Annotated in this window: 24 protein-coding genes; 10 read left to right on the plus strand and 14 right to left on the minus strand. The window is 65.0% G+C overall.

Features of this window, described 5'->3' with window-relative positions; genetic code table 11:
* Nucleotides 1-571 (plus strand): peroxidase-related enzyme (locus I6F21_RS20210; RefSeq protein ID WP_225183390.1); only part of this gene is annotated, 571 nt, incomplete at its 5' end.
* Nucleotides 572-581: 10 nt separating this feature from the next.
* The gene (locus I6F21_RS20215; protein WP_036001373.1) at nucleotides 582-1,085 is read left to right on the plus strand and encodes an MgtC/SapB family protein; all 504 of its coding nucleotides are present in this window, start codon (nucleotides 582-584) and stop codon (nucleotides 1,083-1,085) included.
* On the opposite strand, the gene I6F21_RS20220 is transcribed toward I6F21_RS20215, so the two are convergent.
* The 3 genes from I6F21_RS20220 to I6F21_RS20230 form a co-directional block, all read right to left on the minus strand.
* Nucleotides 1,082-3,634 (minus strand): cation-translocating P-type ATPase, encoded by a 2,553-nt coding sequence (locus I6F21_RS20220; RefSeq protein ID WP_225142793.1) that lies wholly within the window; start codon nucleotides 3,632-3,634, stop codon nucleotides 1,082-1,084. The genes I6F21_RS20215 and I6F21_RS20220 overlap by 4 nt on opposite strands.
* Complete coding sequence (locus I6F21_RS20225) at nucleotides 3,631-3,798, minus strand: hypothetical protein (RefSeq protein ID WP_167361653.1); 168 nt, start codon at nucleotides 3,796-3,798, stop codon at nucleotides 3,631-3,633. The genes I6F21_RS20220 and I6F21_RS20225 overlap by 4 nt, the downstream gene beginning before the upstream one ends.
* 234 nt (nucleotides 3,799-4,032) lie before the next feature.
* Nucleotides 4,033-4,176 carry a hypothetical protein gene (locus I6F21_RS20230; RefSeq protein ID WP_225142791.1) on the minus strand — a complete coding sequence of 48 codons (144 nt, stop codon included), beginning with the start codon at nucleotides 4,174-4,176 and terminating at the stop codon, nucleotides 4,033-4,035.
* A 259-nt stretch (nucleotides 4,177-4,435) separates the two neighbouring features.
* Between I6F21_RS20230 and I6F21_RS20235 the strand changes: the two genes are divergently transcribed.
* On the plus strand, nucleotides 4,436-4,591 hold the full coding sequence (locus I6F21_RS20235) for a hypothetical protein (protein WP_165637160.1): 156 nt from the start codon (nucleotides 4,436-4,438) through the stop codon (nucleotides 4,589-4,591).
* Nucleotides 4,592-4,602: 11 nt separating this feature from the next.
* On the opposite strand, the gene I6F21_RS20240 is transcribed toward I6F21_RS20235, so the two are convergent.
* Nucleotides 4,603-5,232 (minus strand): ParB-like protein, encoded by a 630-nt coding sequence (locus tag I6F21_RS20240; protein ID WP_225142789.1) that lies wholly within the window; start codon nucleotides 5,230-5,232, stop codon nucleotides 4,603-4,605.
* A gap of 323 nt (nucleotides 5,233-5,555) precedes the next feature.
* Here I6F21_RS20240 and I6F21_RS20245 point away from each other — a divergent pair, with 323 nt between their 5' ends.
* The 6 genes from I6F21_RS20245 (at nucleotide 5,556) to I6F21_RS20270 (ending at nucleotide 10,341) form a co-directional block, all read left to right on the plus strand.
* On the plus strand, nucleotides 5,556-5,897 hold the full coding sequence (locus tag I6F21_RS20245) for a hypothetical protein (protein ID WP_036001385.1): 342 nt from the start codon (nucleotides 5,556-5,558) through the stop codon (nucleotides 5,895-5,897).
* 233 nt (nucleotides 5,898-6,130) lie between these two features.
* Nucleotides 6,131-6,418, plus strand: coding sequence for an acyl carrier protein (locus tag I6F21_RS20250; RefSeq protein ID WP_007592476.1), 288 nt, complete (start codon nucleotides 6,131-6,133; stop codon nucleotides 6,416-6,418).
* A gap of 10 nt (nucleotides 6,419-6,428) precedes the next feature.
* Nucleotides 6,429-6,899 carry a 3-hydroxyacyl-ACP dehydratase FabZ family protein gene (locus I6F21_RS20255; RefSeq protein WP_036001387.1) on the plus strand — a complete coding sequence of 157 codons (471 nt, stop codon included), beginning with the start codon at nucleotides 6,429-6,431 and terminating at the stop codon, nucleotides 6,897-6,899.
* On the plus strand, nucleotides 6,896-8,101 hold the full coding sequence (locus I6F21_RS20260) for a beta-ketoacyl-ACP synthase (protein WP_036001390.1): 1,206 nt from the start codon (nucleotides 6,896-6,898) through the stop codon (nucleotides 8,099-8,101). The genes I6F21_RS20255 and I6F21_RS20260 overlap by 4 nt, the downstream gene beginning before the upstream one ends.
* A 21-nt stretch (nucleotides 8,102-8,122) precedes the next feature.
* Complete coding sequence (locus tag I6F21_RS20265; protein WP_036001392.1) at nucleotides 8,123-9,400, plus strand: beta-ketoacyl-ACP synthase; 1,278 nt, start codon at nucleotides 8,123-8,125, stop codon at nucleotides 9,398-9,400.
* A gap of 8 nt (nucleotides 9,401-9,408) precedes the next feature.
* The gene (locus I6F21_RS20270; RefSeq protein ID WP_036034424.1) at nucleotides 9,409-10,341 is read left to right on the plus strand and encodes a lipid A biosynthesis lauroyl acyltransferase; all 933 of its coding nucleotides are present in this window, start codon (nucleotides 9,409-9,411) and stop codon (nucleotides 10,339-10,341) included.
* A 99-nt stretch (nucleotides 10,342-10,440) separates the two neighbouring features.
* Here the strand turns inward: I6F21_RS20270 and I6F21_RS20275 are convergent, their stop codons facing one another.
* From I6F21_RS20275 to I6F21_RS20305, 7 genes are all read right to left on the minus strand, one after another.
* Nucleotides 10,441-11,553 (minus strand): polyamine ABC transporter substrate-binding protein, encoded by a 1,113-nt coding sequence (locus tag I6F21_RS20275; protein ID WP_036001433.1) that lies wholly within the window; start codon nucleotides 11,551-11,553, stop codon nucleotides 10,441-10,443.
* 6 nt (nucleotides 11,554-11,559) lie between these two features.
* Nucleotides 11,560-12,741: an aminotransferase gene (locus I6F21_RS20280; RefSeq protein ID WP_042336240.1), complete on the minus strand. Its 1,182-nt coding sequence runs from the start codon at nucleotides 12,739-12,741 to the stop codon at nucleotides 11,560-11,562.
* A gap of 7 nt (nucleotides 12,742-12,748) precedes the next feature.
* Complete coding sequence (locus tag I6F21_RS20285; protein WP_225142787.1) at nucleotides 12,749-13,075, minus strand: rhodanese-like domain-containing protein; 327 nt, start codon at nucleotides 13,073-13,075, stop codon at nucleotides 12,749-12,751.
* A gap of 173 nt (nucleotides 13,076-13,248) precedes the next feature.
* A complete protein-coding gene (locus tag I6F21_RS20290) occupies nucleotides 13,249-15,183 on the minus strand; it encodes a potassium transporter Kup (protein WP_225141434.1) in 1,935 nt (644 codons plus the stop codon).
* Nucleotides 15,184-15,323: 140 nt separating this feature from the next.
* Entirely contained in the window at nucleotides 15,324-17,222 is a 1,899-nt protein-coding gene (locus I6F21_RS20295) for a potassium transporter Kup (protein ID WP_036001442.1), read from the minus strand.
* 173 nt (nucleotides 17,223-17,395) lie between these two features.
* Nucleotides 17,396-18,226, minus strand: coding sequence for a flagellar motor protein MotB (locus I6F21_RS20300; protein ID WP_036001445.1), 831 nt, complete (start codon nucleotides 18,224-18,226; stop codon nucleotides 17,396-17,398).
* 23 nt (nucleotides 18,227-18,249) lie between these two features.
* Nucleotides 18,250-19,023 carry a MotA/TolQ/ExbB proton channel family protein gene (locus tag I6F21_RS20305; RefSeq protein WP_036001447.1) on the minus strand — a complete coding sequence of 258 codons (774 nt, stop codon included), beginning with the start codon at nucleotides 19,021-19,023 and terminating at the stop codon, nucleotides 18,250-18,252.
* A 301-nt stretch (nucleotides 19,024-19,324) separates the two neighbouring features.
* On the opposite strand from I6F21_RS20305, the gene I6F21_RS20310 reads away from it, so the two are divergent.
* Nucleotides 19,325-19,618: a hypothetical protein gene (locus tag I6F21_RS20310; protein WP_036001448.1), complete on the plus strand. Its 294-nt coding sequence runs from the start codon at nucleotides 19,325-19,327 to the stop codon at nucleotides 19,616-19,618.
* A 117-nt stretch (nucleotides 19,619-19,735) separates the two neighbouring features.
* On the opposite strand, the gene I6F21_RS20315 is transcribed toward I6F21_RS20310, so the two are convergent.
* The 3 genes from I6F21_RS20315 to I6F21_RS20325 all read right to left on the minus strand — a co-directional run bounded on the left by I6F21_RS20315 (nucleotide 19,736) and on the right by I6F21_RS20325 (nucleotide 22,269).
* Complete coding sequence (locus tag I6F21_RS20315; RefSeq protein WP_225142785.1) at nucleotides 19,736-20,455, minus strand: RraA family protein; 720 nt, start codon at nucleotides 20,453-20,455, stop codon at nucleotides 19,736-19,738.
* 123 nt (nucleotides 20,456-20,578) lie between these two features.
* Complete coding sequence (locus tag I6F21_RS20320) at nucleotides 20,579-21,460, minus strand: phosphatidylcholine/phosphatidylserine synthase (protein WP_225142783.1); 882 nt, start codon at nucleotides 21,458-21,460, stop codon at nucleotides 20,579-20,581.
* 86 nt (nucleotides 21,461-21,546) lie between these two features.
* Nucleotides 21,547-22,269: a phosphatidylserine decarboxylase gene (locus I6F21_RS20325; protein ID WP_225112817.1), complete on the minus strand. Its 723-nt coding sequence runs from the start codon at nucleotides 22,267-22,269 to the stop codon at nucleotides 21,547-21,549.
* Nucleotides 22,270-22,292 lie beyond the last annotated feature (23 nt).

The following is a 22,292-nucleotide window of genomic DNA, read 5'->3' on the forward strand; positions in this document are numbered from 1 at the left end:
ATGCGAGCAGAACCACGCTCGCGGTGGAGAGCCCGACGATGCCGAGCGTCTTCAGCCCGATCGGCTTGCCGTGCAGGAGAAGAGCGGCTTCGTCCCGAACGTGTTCCTGACGCTGGCCTATCGCCCCGACGAGTTCCGCGCCTTCTTCGCCTATCACGACGCGCTGATGGAGAAGGACGGCGGCCTCACCAAGGCCGAGCGCGAGATGATCGTGGTGGCGACGTCGGCGGCCAACCAGTGCCAATATTGCGTGATCGCCCATGGCGCGATCCTGCGCATCCGCGCCAAGAACCCTGTGATCGCCGACCAGGTCGCGATCAACTACCGCAAGGCCGATATCACGCCGCGGCAGAAGGCGATGCTCGATTTCGCCATGAAGGTCTCGGCAGACGCGCAGCGGATTTCCGAGGATGATTTCGTAGCGCTCGCGCCGCACGGCTTCAGCGACGACGACATCTGGGACATCGCCGCGATCTCCGCCTTCTTCGCGCTGTCGAACCGGCTGGCGAATTTCACGGGCATGCGGCCGAACGAGGAGTTCTATCTGATGGGGCGCCTGCCGAAGACATGATCGAGGCGCCATGACCGAGCTCGATTGGCCAGAAATCCTGCTGCGCCTTGGCACAGCGACGCTCGCCGGCGGCGCGATCGGGCTCAACCGCGACCTGCACGGCAAGCCGATCGGGCTGAAGACGCTCGGCATCGTCGGGCTCTCCACCGCGAGCGTGGTTCTGCTCGCATTGCAGCTCGCCGAACCGGCCAGGGTCGTCGACGCCGCCAGCCGTGTCATCCAGGGCATCCTCACCGGCATCGGCTTTCTCGGCGCCGGCGTCATCGTGCACCAAAGCACCGGGTTTCGCGTTCGAGGCCTCACCAGCGCCGCCTGCACTTTCCTTGCCGCCTGCCTCGGCATCGTCTGCGGCGCCGGACAATGGAAGATCGTCGTCGTCGCCCTGGCGCTGGCCTTCGTGCTGCTGACGATTGGCCGCCGCCTCGAGCGCCGGCTGCATCGCATGCTTGGCGGCAAGGAAGATCCTCAGCGGACGGAGACCTCGCCGAGCTCGGGTCAGCGGGAGAGCGATTAGAATCGCAACCGTCGGCCCCAAAACGGCTTCAGCAGTTCGAGCGCCGTGAGCACCAATAGTCCGGCGCCGAGTGTGATCATCAGATCGTCAACATGTAGCGGACCGAAGCGAAACAGGCCGGAGGCCGGCGGCCAGAACAAGGCTGTGGCGAGAACGAGCGCAATCAAGAGGAAGATCCAGAGCAATGCCGCGTTCGGACGGAAGAAGGCGGACAAGAACGATGCGCTGAAGGATCGATTGACCAGCACCAGCGCGAGGACGCAGACGACGAGCGCAATGAATGCGAGGGTGCGCGCCTCCTCGGGCGGAAGGCCTGAACGAAGCGCTGCGACGAAGATCACGGCGATCAAGGCGAAGGCCATCGCGCCCTGCAGAACGCTCCAGGCGATCAGGGGCCACGAGAACAGCTCCGCATCGGCACGCCGCGGCGGACGCTTCATGACGTCGCGCTCCTCCCGCTCGGCCTCGAACACCAGCGAGCAGACGGGATCGATGATCAGCTCCAGAAAGGCGATGTGCACCGGGCCGAGCACCAGCGGCAGCCCGAACAGCAGGGGAAGCAGCGCAAGACCCGCGATCGGCACGTGGACGGCAAAGATGAAGGCCATGGCCTTGCGCAGATTGTCGTAGATCCGGCGACCGAGGCGGATGGATGCGACGATGGAGCTGAAGTCATCGTCGAGCAGGACGATCGAGGATGCCTCGCGAGCGACGTCGGTGCCGCGGCCACCCATCGCGATTCCGATATGGGCGGCCTTCAGCGACGGCGCGTCGTTGACGCCGTCACCGGTCATCGCGACGATCTCGCCGCTGCGCTTCAGCGCCTGGACGATCCGCAGCTTCTGCTCCGGCAGAACCCGCGCGAAGACGTTCACCTTGCTGACGAGTGCCTCGAGCTCATTGTCATCAGCGAGCTTGACCTGCTCCCCGGTCGCAACCTTATCGACGTCGAGCCCGGCCTGCCCGGCGATCGCCATGGCGGTCGCCGGATAGTCGCCCGTGATCATGACGACGCGGATGCCGGCCGAACGACATTCGCGAACCGCCTCCGGAACATGAGGCCGCAAGGGATCGGCAAACCCTACCAGGCCAACGAAGCGAAAGACGAAAGCCTCCTGGGATTCCGGCAGTGCAGCGTCATCGCACGCGGCAACCGCCACCCCCAGCACGCGAAGCCCGTCCTTCGCCATTGCCCCGATGGCAGCTTGCACGGCCTCCCGATCGGCCTCGTTCAGCCTGCACAGGCGCGCAATCGCTTCCGGCGCGCCCTTGGCGCATGCGACGAGGTCCGCCCCTCCGGCTGTCCGCCAAACCTGGGTCATGGCCAGCAGCTCGGGGCGCAGACCATAGGTGCGCACCAGCGTCCGCTCGCCATCCATCGCGTCGCCGTCCCGCAGGACACCACGCGCGAACGAATGCAGCGCCTTCTCCATCGGATCGAACGGCTCCGGAGAGCTTGCCAGTGCCCCGCAGCGCGCCAGCTCTGCGAATTCGCGCCCGACCTGATCCGGTCCGGACGCCTCCGCGCGCAGGCGCGCGCCGTCCAGCAGGCGCAGCTCGGCGACCGACATCTGATTCTGCGTCAGCGTTCCGGTCTTGTCGGTGCACAGGACTGTTGCTGAGCCGAGGACCTCGATGGCGGCGGCGCGCCGCGTCAGGACGCGGGCTTGCGAAATCCGCCACGCACCCATTGCCATGAACACCGTGAGCACGACGCCGAATTCTTCCGGAAGCATCGACATACCGATGGCGACGCCTGCCAGCAGCGCCTGCAGCCAGTCGCCGCGCGAGACGCCGTAGAGCACAATCGCGGCCAGGCTGATGATGGTGCCGCCGAGGAAGCAGAGCCGCACCAGCCTTGCGGTCTGTTGCTGAAGCCGCGGCGGCTCGGCCTGCAGGCCGCGAAGCGACAGCCCGATCTTCCCGATCTCGCTGCGCGGCCCGGTGGCCTCGACCAGCGCCAACCCCTCGCCGCGCACGACGAGCGAGCCGGAATACACGAACGGCTGATCCTCGCCGCCGGGCCGGTGAGCGGCCGCCGTGACCTTGTCGGCGGTCTTCTTGCGGACGGGCACCGACTCGCCGGTCAGCAGGGACTCGTCGATCTGCAGGTCCCGCGCTTCGACGAGCGCGGCGTCGGCGGGAACGCGATCGCCTTCACCGAGGACGAGAAGGTCGCCCTGCACGACCTCGCGGCCGGCAATTCGCCGGCGCGCACCGTCACGCACCACCAGCGCCCGCGGGCTGGTCAGGTCGCGCAAGGCTTCCAGCACGCGCTCGGTCCGGGTTTCCTGCACCACCGTGATCACGATGGACATCGCCCCGAAGGCCAGCAGGATCACCGCCTCCTTGAGATCGCCGAGCACGAGGTAGATCAGCCCGCCGCAGAGCAGCAGCAGCAGCATCGGCTCGCGCAGCACTTCCACCACGATACGCAGCGGACTGCGTCGTTCCGGCCGAGGCAGTTCGTTGGGGCCGTCTGCCGCGAGCCTCGCCCGCGCCTCGGTCTCACTCAGACCGGCCGCACCTCCGCGTTGCACCTCGCTCACGGTTTCCGCCGCAGGCTCCAGAAGCTGCCGGCACCGACGATTGCGGTGGCGAGCAGGACGGCGACGAAGGTCTGGATGATGGTGAAGTTCAGCGCGTCGCGCGCGACGAACAGCGCCGTGATCGCGCCGGCGAGGACAAAGAGGATGCGAAAGATGACGCTCATGGCCGTGCCTCCAAGATCTGCATGACAAGATCTGCATGACTTGGAGCCCGGGCCCTCGGCATCGGGGCGCAACGCTGTCTCTGCAACCATGCAGGCAGACCTTAGCCGGTCAGGGCGAGGCAAGTTTGCGACAGGTCAAGCCTGACCCGGCCATCATCGGTCGGCGACTGCGACGTGATGTCCGCCCAACAGCGAACAGCCGGTGCATCGCTCACGGCTGCGAGACGTATGCAGCTAGCGCTTTGCCATCAGCTCGAGCGCCGGAGCAAAGCGCTCCGCGAACGTCAACGACTTGGCGTGGTGGACTGCGGCAAAGGATGCAGAGATTCCCGCCGAAGCGACCGCGAGCAAGGCAAGTACGAAAGCCAGACGGCGCATGTTCGCCTCCTGTGTGAGCTCGACTACTCCATAGAGATGGGACCGCTCTGTTTCAGGACGGTTTCGTGGGCGCGGAAATTGATTTCGCTCAAGCGGCTGTGATGAGATCCGGCTTATCTCGGCACATTCCGTAACCAACTAACAAGGGTGGACGTGTTTTGCAGCGCCGGCCGTATTGGGAATTTGATACCCGCGAGCGCTATCCTAGGCACTGCGGCGGCAACATTCGCCGGAATGGGAGTCATTGAGGACTACGCAAATGAAGATCGTGATCCAGAAGCTCAATGGCCTGTGGCACCTCATCGTCGGATCGAGCCAGATCCGAACGCCGTTCCTGGACACCCAGGACCGCGCGCTGGTGGTAACTTACGCCCGCCGCGCCTATCCCGGCGCCAGGATCTTCCAGCGCGACTGACGTGAATACCCTCAGTCGTCGTCCGCCGGGCCGCACCAGCCGGGCAGATAGATCGCATTCTTGCTTCTGGCCGCGGCCATCGCCTTCTCGAGCGCATTATCGAAATCGGCCTCCACCGCCTTGCGCGAGACCTGCCGGCGCAGGAAATCGGCCCACAGGAATTCGGAGAACGGCGTGGTGTCCTTGGCGAAGCCGCCCATGCGGCGCAATTCGCCGGCAAGACTGCGGAACGGATCGTCCTTGAGGTCAGCGACGGATTTCGGCAGGTCGCGGAACGAGCGCCGCTCGCCCTTGGCGTCGTAAGGATAGACCCAGCGCTTGTTGTCCATGACGCCCCAGAACGCCTCGCGCTCCACCATCCCGAGATCGCCGACGACGGTCACCAGCACCTCCTTGACGCCTTCATCGTGCAGTGCGCGGCCGAGGTGATGATGATCGATCACGTAGTAGCGCGCGTCGGGACCGTAAACGACGGGGATCATGTGCTTGCCGAGCAGATCCGCCTGCTTCTTCTTGCCGTGCTCGCGCCAGCGCCTGCGCTTCTCCTTGACCTCGCGCATGCCGACCGTCATCTGCGTCGGCCGGAGCGACAGGATCGGAACCGGATGCACTCTCGGCTCGCGCGCGTTGGTCGTGGTCATGATCGAAGGCCCCTGGCAGCAACGAACGGTTCGGGTTCCCGCGACTATGCCACGGGTCCCGCGGTGGCAAAATCCGTTCGGAAGACGCGCAGATCACAAGTCGATGCCGGCCGGTAAAAAAGACGTCCTCAATGGCTGTCGCTATGCCCGCGTTGCAGCGCAACGCTCGCGACGACACGATGGCCCGTTGCTGGATCGCGGCACACCGGTCCATGCGCAAAATAGTACGAACGCACAAATGCATCCTGGCATTGCAAAGATTTACTGCAACGCGTGCCTCACCTATGCTATCTAGATCGCTGCTTCGGAGTGATCCCCGCCCCATGAACAATCAGCGGCCCATAAGCTCTGATGAGGAGCACCGGGTGCTCCAGTTCAGGCCGCGCACCCCGCCTTCTCCAAGGGTCCAGCGCGGCAATGGCTCCGTGCAACCGCTCCGTGGCACGCCCGAACGGCTGGACCTGTCGCGCTACGAGCAGCCGCGTGCCGAGCCCGACAATTACCGGCAGCGCATGCTTGCCAACATCGCAGCACTCGCCTTCACCATCGCGCTGACGGCGATCGGGATCTGGCTCGCGGTCAGCATCGCCGACCTGCGCCGGACCCAGGATTGCGTGCTGATGGGTCGCCGCGACTGCGTCAAGATCACAACGCCGCATATTTAGGGACCGGCCCGGCACGGACCTCGCGGCGGACGGACCCAGCCGGCATCCCCAGCCACGTCCGATGCTGTCCCCGGAGGCCTGCCCGGCTCCATTGAACTCAAGGCGGCGCTCCGATATACGGGCTTTCGACCGGCCAGAGGGGGGTTTGAGGGCGTCATCAGGGGCGCGATGCCCAGCCACCGTGCCACTCTGGACAATCTGACAAATACCTACAATATATCAAAGGCTTAGTGATGTCCTCTACATTCGATCAGGTCGCCACGATCATCGCTGAAACCTGCGACATCCCGCGCGACACGATCACGCCGGATAGCCATGCCATCGATGACCTCGGCATCGACAGCCTCGATTTCCTCGATATCGCCTTCGCGATCGACAAGCAGTTCGGCATCAAGCTGCCGCTGGAGAAGTGGACTCAGGAGGTCAACGACGGCAAGGCGACCACCGAGCAATATTTCGTGCTGAAGAACCTGTGCGCCCGCATCGACGAACTGGTTGCGGCCAAGGGCGCGAGCGCCTAAGGGCGCAGTCATGCAACTCGAATACTTCCACATGATCGATCGCATCGTCGACCTCAAGGTCGACGAGAAGACGATCGTCGTCGAAGCGCAGGTCCCGCAGGAAAGCACCATCTTCGAGGGGCACTTCCCGGGTTATCCGTTGATGCCCGGCGTGCTCCTGATCGAATCGATGGCGCAGGCCTCGGGCTGGCTTCAACTCGGCGTGTTCAGATTCGAACGCATGCCGATCCTGGCCGCCGTGAAGGAGGCCAAGGTCCGCGGCTCGGTCTTCCCCGGCGACCTCATGAGCATCGAGGCGAGCCTCACCCATGAAGGCTCCGGCTATGCCATGACCGAGGCCAAGATCCGGGTCGGCGGCAAGCTGCGCGCCAATTCGGCGCTGACCTTCACGCTGATTCCCTTCCCCAATGCGGATATGCGCGGATACATGGCGAAGGTCGCCGAGCGCGTCGGCTTTCCGCAACAGGCCGTATCGTCATGACTGACACTCCTGCTTTGAAGCCGGGCCAGACCGAGGTCTGGATCACCGGCATTGGGCTCGCCACCTCGCTCGGCGAGGGCCTCGACGCCAACTGGGCCGCGCTTTCCGAGAAGCGCATCAATGTCGACGAGAAGGGCTTTGCGCCCTACATCGTGCATCCCTTGATGCCGGTATCCTTCGACAGCCAGATCCCGAAGAAGGGCGACCAGCGCCAGATGGAAGCCTGGCAGCGCATCGGCACCTATGCCGCCGGTCTTGCGCTCGATTCCGCCGGCATCAAAGGCAACAAGGACATCCTGTCGAAGATCGACATGGTGGTCGCCGCGGGCGGCGGCGAGCGCGACATCAACGTCGACAGCGGCATTCTCACCGCCGAGGCCAAGGGCGCCAACGCGCCGGGCTTCCTCAACGAACGGCTGATGAGCGATCTCCGGCCGACGCTGTTCCTGGCCCAGCTCTCCAACCTGCTTGCCGGCAACATCGCCATCGTGCACGGTCTCGGCGGCACCTCGCGCACCTTCATGGGCGAAGAGGTCGCCGGCGCCGATGCCGCCCGCATCGCGCTCGCGCGCATCGCCTCGGGCGAGAGCGACATCGCGCTGGTCGGCGGATCGCACAACGGCGAGCGCAAGGACTTGCTCGTCCTCTACGAATTCGGCGATTTCAACCTGAAGGACAAGTTCGCGCCCGTGTGGGCGCGCAAGGACCATCCCGGCTTCGCGCTCGGCTCGGCCGGCGCCTTCCTGGTGCTGGAGTCGAAGGCGCATGCGGAAGCGCGCGGCGCCAAGCCGTTCGCCAAGCTGTCGAGCGTCGTCGCCGACCTCGCCAAGCGCAAGCAGCCTGGCGACATGACCGCGACGCTCGAGAAGCTGTGGGCCAAGCTGCCCAGGCGCGAGGGCAAGGGCGCGATCATCACCGGCGCGACCGGGGCGGAGCCTGCGACCTCGGACGAGCGTGACTTCCTGAAGAACCATGCCGACTTTCCGGTGCGCTCGACCGGCACGGTGTTCGGCCACGCCATGGAAACGCAATTCCCGCTCGGCATTGCCCTCGCCGCATTGTCGATCTCGCGCGGCGCGCTGTTCCCGCCGAATGATTCCACGGGGACCGAGATTGAAATGCAGGGCGCGCCCACCCAGATCGTGGTGGTGGGAGCCGGACACTGGCGCGGCGAAGGCATGGCGCTGGTCGAGGCGGTTTAATCAGCTCAAGCGGGGATCGACATGACTGCACCACGCGACAAACTCGGGCGTCCCGTCGTCGTCGTCACCGGCATGGGCATCATGACCTCGCTCGGCGCCGGCAAATCCGACAATTGGGCAAAGCTCGTCGCCGGCGAATCCGGTATCCGCACCATCACGCGTTTTCCGATCGACGGCCTCAAGACCACGATGGCCGGCACGGTCGATTTCGTCAGCGCCGATCCGTTCTCTTCCACCGCTCTGTCCGAGCGGATGGCCGAGCTGGTGACGCAGGAAGCGCTGGAGCAGGCCGGCATCGGCGCCAAGGCCGATTTCCCGGGTCCGCTTTTCCTCGCGGTGGCGCCGGTCGAGGTTGAATGGCCGCAGCGTCGCGAGCTCGGTCGCGCCGTCGGCCAGCAAGACATCACCTATGACGATCTGCTCCGCATCTCCGGCGGCGGCAAGTTTAGCGCCTATCATCATCGCTTCATGTTCGGCTCGGTTGCCGCCTATCTTGCCGAGACCTTCGGCACCAAGGGCTCGCCGATCTCGCTGTCGACGGCGTGCGCGTCCGGAGCCACCTCGATCCAGCTCGGCGTCGAGGCGATCCGCCGCGGCGAGACGGACGCAGCGCTCTGCGTCGCGACCGACGGCACCGTGAACCCGGAAGCGCTGGTGCGCTTCTCGCTGCTCTCGGCGCTGTCGACCCAGAACGATCCGCCGCAGGCGGCCTCCCGTCCCTTCTCCAAGAACCGCGACGGTTTTGTCATGGCGGAAGGCGCCGGCGCGCTGGTGTTGGAGAGCTATGAAGCCGCCACCGCGCGCGGCGCAAAAATTCTCGGCGTGATCGCCGGCTGCGGCGAGCTCACCGATTCCTTCCACCGCACCCGCTCCTCGCCCGACGGCAAGCCGATCATCGGCTGCATGAACAAGACGCTGGCCGATGCCGGCATGACGCCGGATCAGATCGACCACATCAACGCGCACGGCACCGCGACGCCCGAGAACGACAAGATGGAGTTCAACACGACGTCGGCCGTGTTCGGCGAGCTCGCGCAGAAGATTCCGGTCACCTCCAACAAGTCGATGGTCGGCCATACCATCTCGGCCGCCGGCGCGGTCGAGGCGATCTTCTCGCTGCTCACGCTCGAGCATCAGCGCATTCCGCCGACGATCAACTACGACAATCCGGATCCCACGATCCTGTTCGACGTCGTCGGCAACAAGGCGCGCGATGCGCGCGTAACCGCGGTGATGTCGAACTCATTCGGCTTCGGCGGCCAGAACGCTTCGCTGATCCTGACCCGCGAACCGGCCTGACCGGACGCATGGCGCTGCTTCCTGCGAGCACGAAGGCCCGCGCGCGGGAGGCTGCCAAATCGCTCGGCGGCAGCCTGATCGGCGCCGCGACCGTCGCGATGCTGCGCACCACGCGCTATTTCGATCCGGCCAAGACCTCGGACTTCTTCGCGCGTGCCGTCAAGCTGATCGGGCCGCGCCTGCGCGAGCACCGCATCGGCCGCGCCAACCTCACCGCCGCCTTCCCCGAGAAGTCACCGGAGGAGATCGAACGGATCCTGATGGGCGTCTGGGACAATCTCGGCCGCGTCGGCGCCGAGTTCGCCCATATCGACCAGGTCTGGGACTACGCCCGCGATGTCCCCGAGAAGAGTCGCATCGAGATTTCCCCGCGCAGCATCGAGCTGTTCGACCAGATCCGCGACGACGGCAAGCCGGCGCTGATCTTCGCCGCACATCTTGCGAACTGGGAATTGCCGGCGCTCGCCGCGGTCGCGCATGGCCTGGACACCGCGATTCTCTATCGCCGCCCGAACATCGCCTCGGCCGATCGCATCATCCAGGAGATGCGCCAGGTCAACATGGGCACGCTGATCCCGGCCGGCCGCGACGCGCCGCTGCGGCTCGCGCAGGCGCTGAAGGACGGCAAGCACGTCGCCATGCTGATCGACCAGTATCTGACAGCCGGCGTCGAGGTCACGTTCTTCGGCCGCAAGACCCGCGCCAATCCGATGCTGGCGCGCCTGTTGCGCCAGGTCGAATGCCCAATCCACGGCGTGCGCATCATCCGCCTGCCCGACGGCCGCTTCCGCGGCGAGCTGACCGAGGAGATCCCGCCGGTGCGCGATGCCGACGGCAGGATCGACATCCAGGGCACCACGCAGGCGATCACGAGCGTGGTGGAAAGCTGGGTACGAGAACATCCCGAGCAATGGCTGTGGCTGCATAGAAGGTGGCGGTAAATACTCCGTCATTGCGAGCGCAGCGAAGCAATCCAGAATCGTTCCACGGAAGCAGTCTGGATTGCTTCGTCGCTTCGCTCCTCGCAATGACAGGCGCTACTACCGCCCCGTCTTCACCTTGGTCCAGAGCCGGTTGATGATCCGTTGCGTGGCCGGCTCGCGCGCCGTGATCACGAACAGTTTTGCGAGCGTCGCTTCGTCCGGATAAATGTTCTTGTCGTTCAGGATTTTTGGATCCACCAGCTTCTGGCTGGCGAGGTTGCCGCTGGCGTAGGACAGGAAGTCCGAGTTCTTGGCGGCAACGTCCGGGCGATAGAGATAGTTGATCAGCTCGTAGGCTTCCCTAACATTCTTGGCATCCGCGGGAATCGCGAGATTGTCGAAGAACATCTGCGCGCCCTCCTTCGGAATGGTGTAGCCGATCTCGACGCCGCTTTTGGCTTCCGCGGCGCGGGCGCGGGCCTGCATGATGTCACCGGACCAGCCGACCACGAAGCAGATCTCGCCGGTGGCGAGCGCGCTTAGATATTCGGACGAGTGAAACTTGCGTACGGAGGGGCGGACTTTCGCCACGGCATCGGCGGCCTTTTCCAGGTCCGCCTGCTTGGTCGAGTTCGGATCGAGCCCGAGCCAGCTCAGCGCCGCCGGGAAGATGTCGTCGGCGGAGTCGAGCATGTGGACGCCGCAGTCCTTGAACTTGGCGAGGTTCTCCGGCTTGAAGACGATGTCCCAGCTGTCGATCTTCGCATCAACCCCAAGGATCTGCTTCACCTTGGCGACGTTGTAGCCGATGCCCGTCGTGCCCCACATGTAGTTGGCGGCGTAGACATTGCCGGGGTCGTAGGTGGCGAGGCGCTGCGTCACCACCGGCCAGGCATTGGCGAGGTTCGGGAGCTTCGACTTGTCGAGCTTCTGGAAGATGTTGGCCTTGATCTGGCGCTGCAGGAAATAAGCGGTAGGCACCACGACGTCATAACCGGACTTGCCGGCCATCAGGCGCGTCTCCAGCGTCTCGTTGGCGTCGAAAGTGTCGTAGACGACCTTGATGCCGGTCTCCTTGGTGAAGGCCTCAAGGACGTCAGGCGCCATGTAGTTGGACCAGTTGTAGAAATTGACGACCCGCTCCTCGGCACCTGCGGGAGCGGAGAGCAACGTCAGCGCGGCGGCGATCGCGAAACCAAGGCCAAAGCCGGAGCGGCCGACGTTCGTCATCTCTGTCTACCTCTTGCGTCCACGCACCGCGTCCGACAGCCGCTCCAGTGCGGTGTCGAGCGTCTCGTCCTTCTTGGCAAAGCAGAAGCGCACCACTGATGTGACCGGGTCCTGCTCGTAGAACGCCGAGACCGGGATCGCGGCGACCTTGTAGTCTTTCACGATGCGCCAGCAGAACTCAGTGTCACTCTCGTTGAGCCCGAGCGGCGACAGGTCCACGGTGAGGAAATAGGTGCCTTGCGACTTCAGCACGGGGAAGCCGAGGCTCTCCAGCCCCTTGGTCAGGCGGTCCCTGCTCCGCGTCAGGTCTTTGCGCATCGACAGGAAGTAGTCGTCGGACTTGCCGAGCCCATAGGCGACCGCGGCCTGCAGGTTCGGCGCGGTGGTGAAGGTCAGGAACTGGTGCACCTTGGCCGCGACGCGGAGCAGCGGTGGCGCCGCGCAGACGAAGCCGATCTTCCAGCCCGTCAGCGAGAAGATCTTGCCGGCCGAGCCGACCTTGATGGTGCGCTCGCGCATGCCGGGAATGGTGATCAGCGGGATATGCTTGTGCTCGTCGAAGGTGACGTGCTCCCAGACCTCGTCGCAGATCGCGATGACGTCGAACTCCTGGCAGTAGCGCGCCAAGAGCTCGAGGTCCTCGCGCGGATAGACCACCGCGCTGGGATTTAAGGGGTTGTTGAAGAGCACCGCCTTGGTCTTTGAATTGAACACGCTTTTCAGCATGTCCTCATTCAGCCGCCAGTGCGGCGGCTCGAGCCGGACCAAGCGCGGAATGCCGCCGGCCTGGCGGATGATCGGCAGATAGGAATCGTACACCGGCTGGAAGCAGACCACTTCGTCGCCGGGCTGGACCACCGCGAGGATCGCCGAGGTCAGCGCCTCGGTCCCGCCGGAGGTCACCATCACTTCGCTCATCGGATCGAGCTTGAGGCCGTGCCAATGGCCGTAATGGGTCGCAATCGCCTGGCGCAGCTCCGGCAGGCCCATCATCGAGGGGTACTGATTGTAGCCGTTCAGCGAAGCCTCGGCCGCGGCGCGGCGGATGTCCTCGGGGCCGGGATCATCCGGAAAACCCTGGCCGAGATTGATCGCATTGTTGTCGCGCGCGGCCTGCGACATCGCCTCGAAGATGGTGACGGGAAGGTCGGCGAAGACCTTGTTCAGCGAAGAGCTCTTGGTCGTCATTGCGCGGTTAGCCACCGACCTTGCTGGGAAGCCCGGCCGCCTTCCAGCCCAGCATGCCGCCGGCCAGATGCTTGTCGTAAGAGAGGCCCGCCGCCTGCGCCGCCAGCGAGGCGGTCACCGAACGCTTGCCCGAGCGGCAGGCGAACACGACCTGCTTTCCTTGCGGATCGGGGATCGCCTTGGGATCGAAGGTCGAGAGCGGAACCACGACGCCGTAAGGGTAAGCCTCGGCCTCGACCTCGTTCGGCTCACGGACGTCGACGAGCAGATAACGCCCTTCCGCGACACCCTTGGCGACCTCGTCCGGGGTCAGATCCTGCACTTGATTTGCCACATCATCCTCCAACGTCGCGGGCCGCGTACCGGGGCGATCCCGGCCGGCGGCAACCTCGCCTCTCGGGAGACGAAAATCAAGCGCCACAAAGGCTTGAGCCGCGCGGCGCAAGTTAAAGCTAAATCGCAGCGACTTGAAGTCCGCTTTGAATCCCATGCCCTGGATCGTCTGCCCTAGATCGTCACCTGCGTGCCGACCTCGACCACACGGCCGGACGGGATCTGGAAATAGTCGGTGGCGTCGTTGGCGGAGCGGCTGAGCGAGATGAACAGCCGGTCCTGCCAGCGCGGCATGCCGGAATGGGCGGCGGGCTTGAGCGCCCTGCGCGACAGGAAGAACGAGGTCGACATGATGTCGAACTGCCAGCCCAGCTTGCGGGCGATCGCGAGCGCCTTCGGCACGTTGGGCGATTCCATGAAGCCGAATTTCAGCGTCACCTTGGAGAAGGTCGGTGAAATCTGCTCCAGCTTCACCCGTTCGGCCGGATCGATCCGCGGGGTCTGCGCGGTCTCGATGGTGAGAATGACGTTCTTCTCGTGCAGCACCTTGTAGTGTTTCAGACTATGCATGAGCGCGGTCGGCGCGCTGAGCGGGTCCGAGGTCAGGAACACCGCAGTGCCGGGCACCCGCTGCGGCGGCCGCTTCTCCAGCATCGCCACGAGATCGGCGAGCGGAAACTCGAGCTTGCGCGACTTTTCAAACAGCAGCCGGCTGCCGCGCCGCCATGTGTACATCAAGATGATCATGACCGCACCGAGCGCCATCGGCACCCAGCCGCCCTCGAACACCTTCAACAGGTTCGCGCTCAGGAAGGTCAGATCGAGGAACAGGAACGGCGCAATCAGCGCGCCGGCGGCAAGCGCTGACCAGCGCCAGCCCTTCCAGACCACGACGAAGCCCATCATCGCCGTGACCACCATGGTACCGGTGACGGAGATGCCATAGGCGGATGCAAGCGCGCTCGACGAGCGGAACAGCAGCACCAGCAGCACCACCGCGACCAGCAGCAGCTGGTTGATGCGCGGAATGAAGATCTGGCCGGAATGGGCTTCCGACGTATGGCGAATTTCAAAGCGCGGCAGCAGCCCGAGCTGGATCGCTTGGCGCGTCAGGGAATAGGCGCCGGTGATGACGGCCTGGCTCGCGATGACGGTCGCCATGGTGGCGAGCACGACCATGCAGCCTCGGACGAAGCCTTGCGGGAACAGCTGAAAGAACGGGCTCACGATCGCGCCGGGGTCGCCGAGCACCAGCGCGCCCTGCCCCAGATAGTTCAGCGCCAGCGAGGGCAGCACGATGGTAAGCCACGCGGTCTGGATCGGCCGCTTGCCGAAATGGCCGAGATCGGCATAGAGCGCCTCGGCGCCGGTCACCGCCAGGAACACCGCGCCCAGCGTCACGAAGCCGACGATGCCATGGTGCAGCATGAAGTTCACGGCGTAGAGCGGGTTGAGCGCAAGCAGCACCTGCGGCTGCTGGGCGATCTGAGGGATCGCCGCCACCGCCAGAACCGTGAACCAGACGCACATGATCGGGCCGAAGAAGGCGGCAACGCGCGCCGTGCCGCGGGACTGCACGGCGAACAGGCCGACCAGGATCACAACCGTCAGCGGAACGATGTAGGGCTCGAACCTTAGCGTGACGTCCTTCATGCCCTCGATCGCCGACAGCACGGAGAGCGCCGGCGTGATCACGGCATCGCCGTAGAACAAAGCTCCGGAAATGATGCCGAGCAGGACGATGGTGGCCCCGCCGCGGCCGGTGCCAACCGCCCGCTGGGCCAGCGCCATCAGTGCAAGCGTGCCGCCCTCGCCGTTGTTGTCGGCGCGGAGCAGGATCACGACGTATTTGAGCGTCACCACCACGATGAGCGCCCACAGGATCAGGGAGAGCACGCCGAGGACCGCTGCCGGCGTCGGCAACCCGTCCGCGCCCGAGGCCGCCATCACCGCCTCGCGGAACGCGTAGAGCGGGCTGGTGCCGATGTCGCCGTAAACGACGCCGATGCTGCCGAGCGTCAGCGCGCCGAAACCGGCGGTGGTATGGGCATCGCCATGCCCATTGGCCGCCACCGTTTCCGGGGCGGGAACTGCTACGTCGCTTGTCATGGGAGAGCCCGATGGCCTCTAAAATGCTTCACTGCACAACGGCGGAAGAGCGCGCGGCTTATAGTCCTGCGCCACCGGCATGGCCTAGCCCGATTCTGGGCCATATCCATGCAAATATGCATGGCTACGCCAGTTGCATTCTAGATGGTGACCTGGGTTCCGACTTCGACCACGCGGCCGGTGGGGATCTGGAAGTAGTCGGTGGCATCGTTGGCCGACCGGCTCAGCGCGATGAACACATGATCCTGCCAGAGCGGCATGCCCGACTGTGCCGAGGCCTTCAGTGACCTGCGCGACACGAAGAACGACGTCGACATGATGTCGAACTGCCAACCCTGCTTGCGCGCGATGGCGAGCGCCTTCGGCACGTTCGGCTGCTCCATGAAACCGAAGCGCAAGCGGACCTTGGAGAACTTTTCGCTGATCTTCTCCATCCTGAACCGCTCCGACAGATCGACCCGAGGCGTCTGCGCGGTCTCGATGGTCAGAATCACGTTGTGCTCATGCAGCACCTTGTTGTGCTTGAGATTGTGCAGGAGCGCGGTCGGCACGAACGCCGGATCGCTGGTCAGGAACACCGCGGTGCCCTTGACGATGTGCGGTGGCCGCTTCTCCAAACTGCGGATCAGATCGTCCAATGGCACCTCGATCCGGCGGGTCTTCTGGATCAGGATTGCGGAGCCCTTGCGCCAGGTCCAGATCGTCCCGGCCATGACGATGCCGAACAGCAGCGGCACCCAGGCACCTTCGAGCAGCTTGAGCAGGTTGGCGCTGAGGAAGCTCAAATCGACGATGACGAAGGGGACGATCACGGCTGCGGCCGTCGCGGCGCGCCAGTTCCACAACTTCCAGATCACGACGAAGCCCATGATGCCGTCGGCGACCATGGTGGTGGAGACGGCAATACCGTAGGCGGAAGCCAGATTGCTGGGGGTGTGGAACAGCAGCACCAGCAGCATCACGCCGATCAGCAGCAGGCGGTTGACGCGCGGCAGATAGATCTGGCCGGCATGGGATTCGGAGGTGTAACGCACCTCAAAACGCGGCAGGAGCCCGAGTTGCACGGCCTGGTGGACCAGCGAATAGGCGCCGGTGATCACCGCCTGGCTCGCGATCACGGTTGCGGCCGTCGCGAGTCCGACCAGCGGCAGGACCAGGCTCTCGGGCACCATGCGATAAAACGAATGCTCGATCGCGCTGGGATCGGACAGCACCAGCGCACCCTGCCCGAAATAGTTGACTAGAAGCGCCGGCAGCACGAAAAACATCCAGGCCGACTGGATCGGCTTGCGGCCGAAATGGCCGAGATCGGCATAAAGCGCCTCTCCGCCCGTCACCGCCAGGAACACCGCGCCGAGCGTCACGAGGCCGATCACACCGTGCGACAGCACGAACTGCACCGCATAGTACGGATTGATCGCCGCCAGCACCGTGGGATCGTCGGCGATGTGGACAGCCCCCATCACGGCGATGACGGTGAACCAGACCACCATCACCGGCCCGAAGGCCGAGGCGACCAATGCGGTTCCCTTGCTCTGCACGGCGAACAGCAGCACCAGAATGAGCACGGTGAGCGGCACGACATAGTGCTCGAGCGCGGGGGTCGCGAGCTTGAGGCCCTGCACCGCCGAGAGCACCGAGATCGCCGGCGTGATCATGGAATCGCCGATGAACATCGAAGCGCCGATCACGCCGAGCGCGAGCAGGACCCAGCTTCGCCGCCCGAGCGCGCGCTGGCCGAGCGCCATCAGCGAGAGCGTGCCGCCCTCCCCGTTATTGTCGGCGCGCAGCAGCAAGAGGACATATTTGGCGGTGACGACGATCAGGAGCGCCCACAGGATCAGCGAGAGCACGCCGAGCACGATGACGCGCGAGACGGGCTCGCCATGGGCGGCGGCCTTGACCGCCTCGTGGAATGCATAGAGCGGCGAAGTGCCGATATCGCCAAAGACGACGCCGACACTCCCGAGCGTAAGGGCCCAAAAACTTGCGGTGGGCCGCCCGTCCTGGGTCTCGGCCTGTGTGATGCTCGCCGTCATGAAGGTGGAGAACGCTTCGTTCCTGAAATTGATCCGGCGCCTTTTGACGCTTCCGGTGCACCTGTCAATCGGCGCACCATCATAGCAGGCGCCGAGCCGGATGCTGTGACGCCACAGCCACGCTCATCGCCCGCGCGACGACATGCCTCAGGTAAGATGGTAGCGCAAGGGGGTTACGGCCTCAGATTCGGCGGCAGCGGCGGATCTTCGCGCATCAAGGTGATGGTCACCCGCCGGTTGGCTGCCAGCGAGGGATCGTCCGGAAACAGCGGCTGGGTATCGGCCTTGCCGGAGACGGCGAAGATGTGCGACGGCGGCAGGCCCTGGCGCTCGAGGATCTGGCGCACGGCGTTGGCGCGATCGGCCGACAGATCGAAGGCGCCATAGTCGCTGCGGGTCGGCACGAACCCCGCCGCGGTGTGGCCGGCGATGGAGACGCGGAGCGGCGTCGCCTTGAGCGGGATCGCGAGCTTCTCGACCAGGCGGCGGGTGCGGTCATAGGGCACCTTGGAGCCGTCGGCGAACATCGAGCGGCCGTCCTGGTCGACGATCTCGAGGTTCAGGCCCTGCTTGGTCTCCTCGAACATGATGTGCTTGGACATCTCGGTCAGTTCCGGCATGTCCTGCAACGCCTGGCGCAGCGAGGCTGCGGCCAGCGCGAAATTGCGGTCGACCTTGATCTTCGCGCCGGAGGTCTTTTCGCGGTCTTCCTGATCTGGCGTCGGCGTGTTGGAGGCATCTTCCGGCTGGATGTGGTCGACGTTCTTGAGTCGCGGGCGCGTCGGCAGGCCGTCGGATTCGACGATGCCGGAGTAGCGCGCCTCGGTCTGCACGCCGAACGCCTCGCGCATCGAGCCCGCGACGATCTTCAGCTTGTTGGCGTCTTGCGTGGAGAACGCGACCAGCATCACGAAAAACGCCAGCAGCAGCGCCATCAGGTCGGCGAAGGTCACGAACCAGCCGTGGCCGCCACCGTGAGCATTGCCGCGCTTCTTCTTGGCCATCTCTCAAAATCCAGGCGGCGGCCTCAAGCCGGCACCGGCTCGCCTTCGGTGTGACGATGCTTCTCCGGCAGATAGGCCAGCAGCATTTCGCGCACCAGGGTCGGGCTCTTGGAGTCGCGGATCATCAGGATGCCGTCGATGATCAAGGTGCGGTTGGTCTCTTCGTCCAGCAGCTTGCCGTGCAGCTTGTCCGCGATCGGCAAGCAGATCAGGTTGGCGACAACGGCGCCGTACAGGGTCGCCAGCAGCGCGGTGGCCATGAACGGGCCGAGCTTGGAGGGATCCGACATGTTGGAGAACATCTGCACCATGCCAAGCAGCGTGCCGATCATGCCGAACGCCGGGGCGCAGTCGCCGACGGCGCGGTAGATCTTGCTGCCTTCGTCGAGGTGCATCAGGAAGTTGTCCCGGTCGCGCTCCAGATTGTCGCGAATGAAATCGAGGTCGTAGCCGTCGGCAACATAGCGAATGCCCTTGGCGAGGAAGGGCTCGTCGGTCTCGACCTTTTCGAGTCCGACCGGGCCCTGCTTGCGGGCGATTTCCGCGATGCGGGCGAGCTCGTCGACAAGGTCGTGAGCCGACAGGCGGCTCAGGGTGAAAGCAAACTTCGCGCCCAGCGGCACGCCGTGGATCATCGCGGACAAAGGAAAGCGGATCATCGTCGCTGCGAACGAGCCACCGAAGATGACGATGACGGCGTGGATGTCGTAGAACATCCCGAACGTACCGCCCATCAGGATCAGCGACGACACAACAATGGCGCCTGCGACGAGGCCGACAAGTGTTGCGATATCCATGATCGACTCCAACGCCTACGCAACAACGGCCGTCCTGGCCGCTGGCGCGGCTCAACCCCGAACCGCATCGCAGACCCTAGAGCGCCGCCCTTAAAGGCGCGTAAAGGTTAAGTCTCGACGATGTGCCGCCTGCCGCCGCAATTTGTCCCGGTAGCCGTCCAGCGATAGGAATTTCAACCTTTCGCTAACCATAAGCAGGCGCCCACCACGTCACGTCGGCTGCGGCCCTCCGCCACATCGTGGACGGGGATCAGCTGGTGTCTGCTAGCGTTGCGACAGGGCCAATCGCGGAGCCAGCGCGATGTTGATGCTATTCGGTCTACTCACGGCGCTGCCCGCGGCGCTGGCGTTCCACCTGCTCGAGCCGGAACTCGTGCTTCCGGCGTTCAGCGTGCTGCTCTTTATCGAGGCCGCCTTCGCCGTGCTCGCGGCGCGGTTGATGCGCAGCGCCAACAGCGCAGACGATATCACCCTCTGGGACCTTGCCGGCGGCTTCACCCTGATCGGATGCGCCGCCGCCGTGCTCGGAGAACCGGATCAAGTCGCCCTGCTTCTGACCGAGCAAGGCGGCATTCGGCCGTCGTCCGGGCCGTAGATTGCCCTAAAGCGCGATGCGATCAGGATCAATCGTCATCGCGCTTTAGGTTATTGTTTGAGCATGATCTTTTCGGAAAACCGCTACACACTTTTCCGGATCACGCTCCAGCAGCCGTCAATGGATCTCCGCAGAGCGCTTCAGCGCGGCCTTGAGCTTCTCGAGCGAGAAGTCGGGACTGCGGGCGATCTCCAGGATCGGCGTCTCGCGGCGGCCGCACAGTTCGGCCGCCTCCGGCAGCTTTGCGGCAAGGTCGAGCGGGATCACGATGGCGCCATGCCGGTCGGCGTGGATGAGGTCGTCCGACTTCACGGTCATGCCGGCGACGCGCACCTCGCCGCCAAAGCTTTCCGCGTGCACCCAGGCGTGCGACGGGCCGATCGAGCCGGCTAGCGCCTGGAACCCTGGCGCCCATTGCGGGATGTCGCGGATCGAGCCGTCGGTGATGACGCCGAGGCAGCCGAGCGCCTTGTGCACGTTGCTCTGTACCTCGCCCCAGAACGCGCCATAGCCGACGTCGGGTCCGTCGATGTCCTGGATCACCGAGATGCGCGGGCCATGGCCGGTGCCGACATATTCGTAATATGCGATTCGGCGCATGGACTGCTCCTCGGCCGGAAGCGATGATTTCAGAACCGAGCGGATCGTCACCGTGCGGGCATAGCCGACGATCGGCGGCAGGTCGGGAAACGGACAGACCAGCTGCTTGGTGGTGTAGCCGATCAGCCGCCGCTCGGGCGCCACGATCTCCATGGCGTTGCAGATCGTCGGCGTATCGTAACGGCCCAGCGCTTCGAGGACGGAAGCGGGCAGCGGCCCGGTCGCGGAATTGGTCACGGCGTTCTCTCCCAGGTTGGCGGCGATTGATTGCGCGATGCCGCCGGCACAGGGCGATATAGCCGAGATCGGATCTCGACCCAACTCAGGCGGGCTTCATGGCAGATATCCGCGAGGAGCGCTTTAGTGCAGTCGTCCGGGCCGATCGTCGTCTTGCGGCGGCTCCGACAAATTCGCCAGCGTCGGCGCCGAGGGCGGTGACGGGACCTCGCCTCCCGCCGGCGCGGTGGCTTCCATCGCGCGCGCCTGGTCGCGATAGGATTTGTAGCCGAGCGGCAGCGCGAGAAGGTACACCACCGTGCCGATCGACAGCACGTGCCAGGGATAGGCGATCAGGAGCGCGATGAAGACGATCACGGCGACGAAGGCCGGCAGCACCAGCTCGGGCGGCACGCGCATCCGCTTGGTCTTGCCGGAGAACACCGGCAGGCGCGACACCATCAGAAACGCGATCAGAAGCGTGTAGGCCGCGGTCACCGCCGCAGGTGTGCGCCCGACGTCGAGGAACGCGACATAGATCGGCAGCAGCACGGTGATCGCGCCGGCGGGCGCCGGCACGCCGGTGAAGAAATTGGCGGCGAAGGCCGGCTTGTTCGGATCGTCCATGGTGGCATTGAAGCGCGCGAGCCGCAGGCCGCCGGAGATCGCGAACACCATGGCGGCGATCCAGCCGGCATTGCCGAGCTCGTGCAGCTGCCAGAAATACAGCATCAGGCCGGGCGCCACGCCGAAATTGACGAAGTCGGCGAGACTGTCGAGCTCGGCGCCGAACTTCGACTGCCCCTTGATCATGCGCGCGATGCGGCCATCGATGCCGTCGAGCGCGGCGGCGAACACGATGGCATAGACCGCGAGCGTCATCCGCCCTTCGATCGACAGGCGGATCGAGGTCAGGCCGGCGCAGATCGCCAGCAGCGTGATGACGTTGGGCACCAGCATCCGCACCGGGATCGGTCGGAACCGCCGGCGGCGGACGTCGGGATCCTTGAAATCGTAAGGCGTCATGGCTCGTCCTTATCTCGAGGCGAGATATAGCAAGCCGCGCCGCCCTCCGCCATTGCGGCGGAACGCCTGCGAGCACCGACTATTGGTTAATTGGCGCGGAACGCGCGGCCCGGGTCGTCGCCGGCAAGGTCGGCCAGGATCGTCTCTCCGGCGATCGCGGTCTGCCCTTCCGAGACCAGCGCCTTGGTACCCACGGGCAGGTAGACGTCGAGGCGCGAGCCGAAGCGGATCAGGCCGAAACGCTCGCCGGCGCCGATCGCCTGCCCCTCCTTGACGAAGCAGACGATGCGCTTGGCGACTAGGCCGGCGATCTGGACCACGCCGATCCGCGCCGTCGGCGTCGTGATCACCAGCGAGTTGCGCTCGTTGTCCTCGCTCGCCTTGTCGAGCTCGGCGTTGATGAAGAGGCCGGGCCGGTAGGCGATACGATCCACCCTGCCCGCCACGGGCGCGCGGTTCACGTGGCAATTGAACACGCTCATGAAGATCGAGACGCGCGGCAGCGGCCGGTCGCCGAGCCCGAGCTCGGCCGGCGGCAGCGCCATGGTGATCATGGAGACACGCCCGTCGGCCGGCGACACCACGAGACCCTCGCGCGCCGGCGTCACACGGACGGGATCGCGGAAGAACAGCGCGCACCAAACGGTCAGGATCGTGCCGATCCACCCCAGCGGCGACCACAGCCAGAACAGGAGCAGGCTCGCCAGCGCAAAGGCGCCGATGAAGGGATAGCCCTCCTTGTGGATCGGCGGGATCTGACGCTGGATCGAATCGAGAATGGACATTGCTTTTTGCCGGTCGGGGTTAATGCCACGGGGTCGTCGCGCGGGCT

It is taken from the genome of Bradyrhizobium sp. NBAIM03 (genome assembly GCF_020194055.1).
Lineage (GTDB): Bacteria > Pseudomonadota > Alphaproteobacteria > Rhizobiales > Xanthobacteraceae > Bradyrhizobium > Bradyrhizobium yuanmingense.

Excerpts from the sequence above, each read along its gene's own strand:
- I6F21_RS20265 (WP_036001392.1), top strand. The coding sequence starts at position 8,123 with ATGACTGCACCACGCGACAAACTCGGGCGTCCCGTCGTCGTCGTCACC.
- I6F21_RS20270 (WP_036034424.1), top strand. The coding sequence starts at position 9,409 with ATGGCGCTGCTTCCTGCGAGCACGAAGGCCCGCGCGCGGGAGGCTGCC.
- I6F21_RS20245 (WP_036001385.1), top strand. The coding sequence starts at position 5,556 with ATGAACAATCAGCGGCCCATAAGCTCTGATGAGGAGCACCGGGTGCTC.
- I6F21_RS20290 (WP_225141434.1), bottom strand. The coding sequence starts at position 15,183 with ATGACAAGCGACGTAGCAGTTCCCGCCCCGGAAACGGTGGCGGCCAAT.
- I6F21_RS20235 (WP_165637160.1), top strand. The coding sequence starts at position 4,436 with ATGAAGATCGTGATCCAGAAGCTCAATGGCCTGTGGCACCTCATCGTC.
- I6F21_RS20250 (WP_007592476.1), top strand. The coding sequence starts at position 6,131 with ATGTCCTCTACATTCGATCAGGTCGCCACGATCATCGCTGAAACCTGC.
- I6F21_RS20260 (WP_036001390.1), top strand. The coding sequence starts at position 6,896 with ATGACTGACACTCCTGCTTTGAAGCCGGGCCAGACCGAGGTCTGGATC.
- I6F21_RS20320 (WP_225142783.1), bottom strand. The coding sequence starts at position 21,460 with ATGACGCCTTACGATTTCAAGGATCCCGACGTCCGCCGCCGGCGGTTC.
- I6F21_RS20215 (WP_036001373.1), top strand. The coding sequence starts at position 582 with ATGACCGAGCTCGATTGGCCAGAAATCCTGCTGCGCCTTGGCACAGCG.
- I6F21_RS20255 (WP_036001387.1), top strand. The coding sequence starts at position 6,429 with ATGCAACTCGAATACTTCCACATGATCGATCGCATCGTCGACCTCAAG.
- I6F21_RS20300 (WP_036001445.1), bottom strand. The coding sequence starts at position 18,226 with ATGGCCAAGAAGAAGCGCGGCAATGCTCACGGTGGCGGCCACGGCTGG.
- I6F21_RS20275 (WP_036001433.1), bottom strand. The coding sequence starts at position 11,553 with ATGACGAACGTCGGCCGCTCCGGCTTTGGCCTTGGTTTCGCGATCGCC.
- I6F21_RS20295 (WP_036001442.1), bottom strand. The coding sequence starts at position 17,222 with ATGACGGCGAGCATCACACAGGCCGAGACCCAGGACGGGCGGCCCACC.
- I6F21_RS20305 (WP_036001447.1), bottom strand. The coding sequence starts at position 19,023 with ATGGATATCGCAACACTTGTCGGCCTCGTCGCAGGCGCCATTGTTGTG.
- I6F21_RS20280 (WP_042336240.1), bottom strand. The coding sequence starts at position 12,741 with ATGACGACCAAGAGCTCTTCGCTGAACAAGGTCTTCGCCGACCTTCCC.
- I6F21_RS20240 (WP_225142789.1), bottom strand. The coding sequence starts at position 5,232 with ATGACCACGACCAACGCGCGCGAGCCGAGAGTGCATCCGGTTCCGATC.
- I6F21_RS20225 (WP_167361653.1), bottom strand. The coding sequence starts at position 3,798 with ATGAGCGTCATCTTTCGCATCCTCTTTGTCCTCGCCGGCGCGATCACG.
- I6F21_RS20230 (WP_225142791.1), bottom strand. The coding sequence starts at position 4,176 with ATGCGCCGTCTGGCTTTCGTACTTGCCTTGCTCGCGGTCGCTTCGGCG.
- I6F21_RS20310 (WP_036001448.1), top strand. The coding sequence starts at position 19,325 with ATGTTGATGCTATTCGGTCTACTCACGGCGCTGCCCGCGGCGCTGGCG.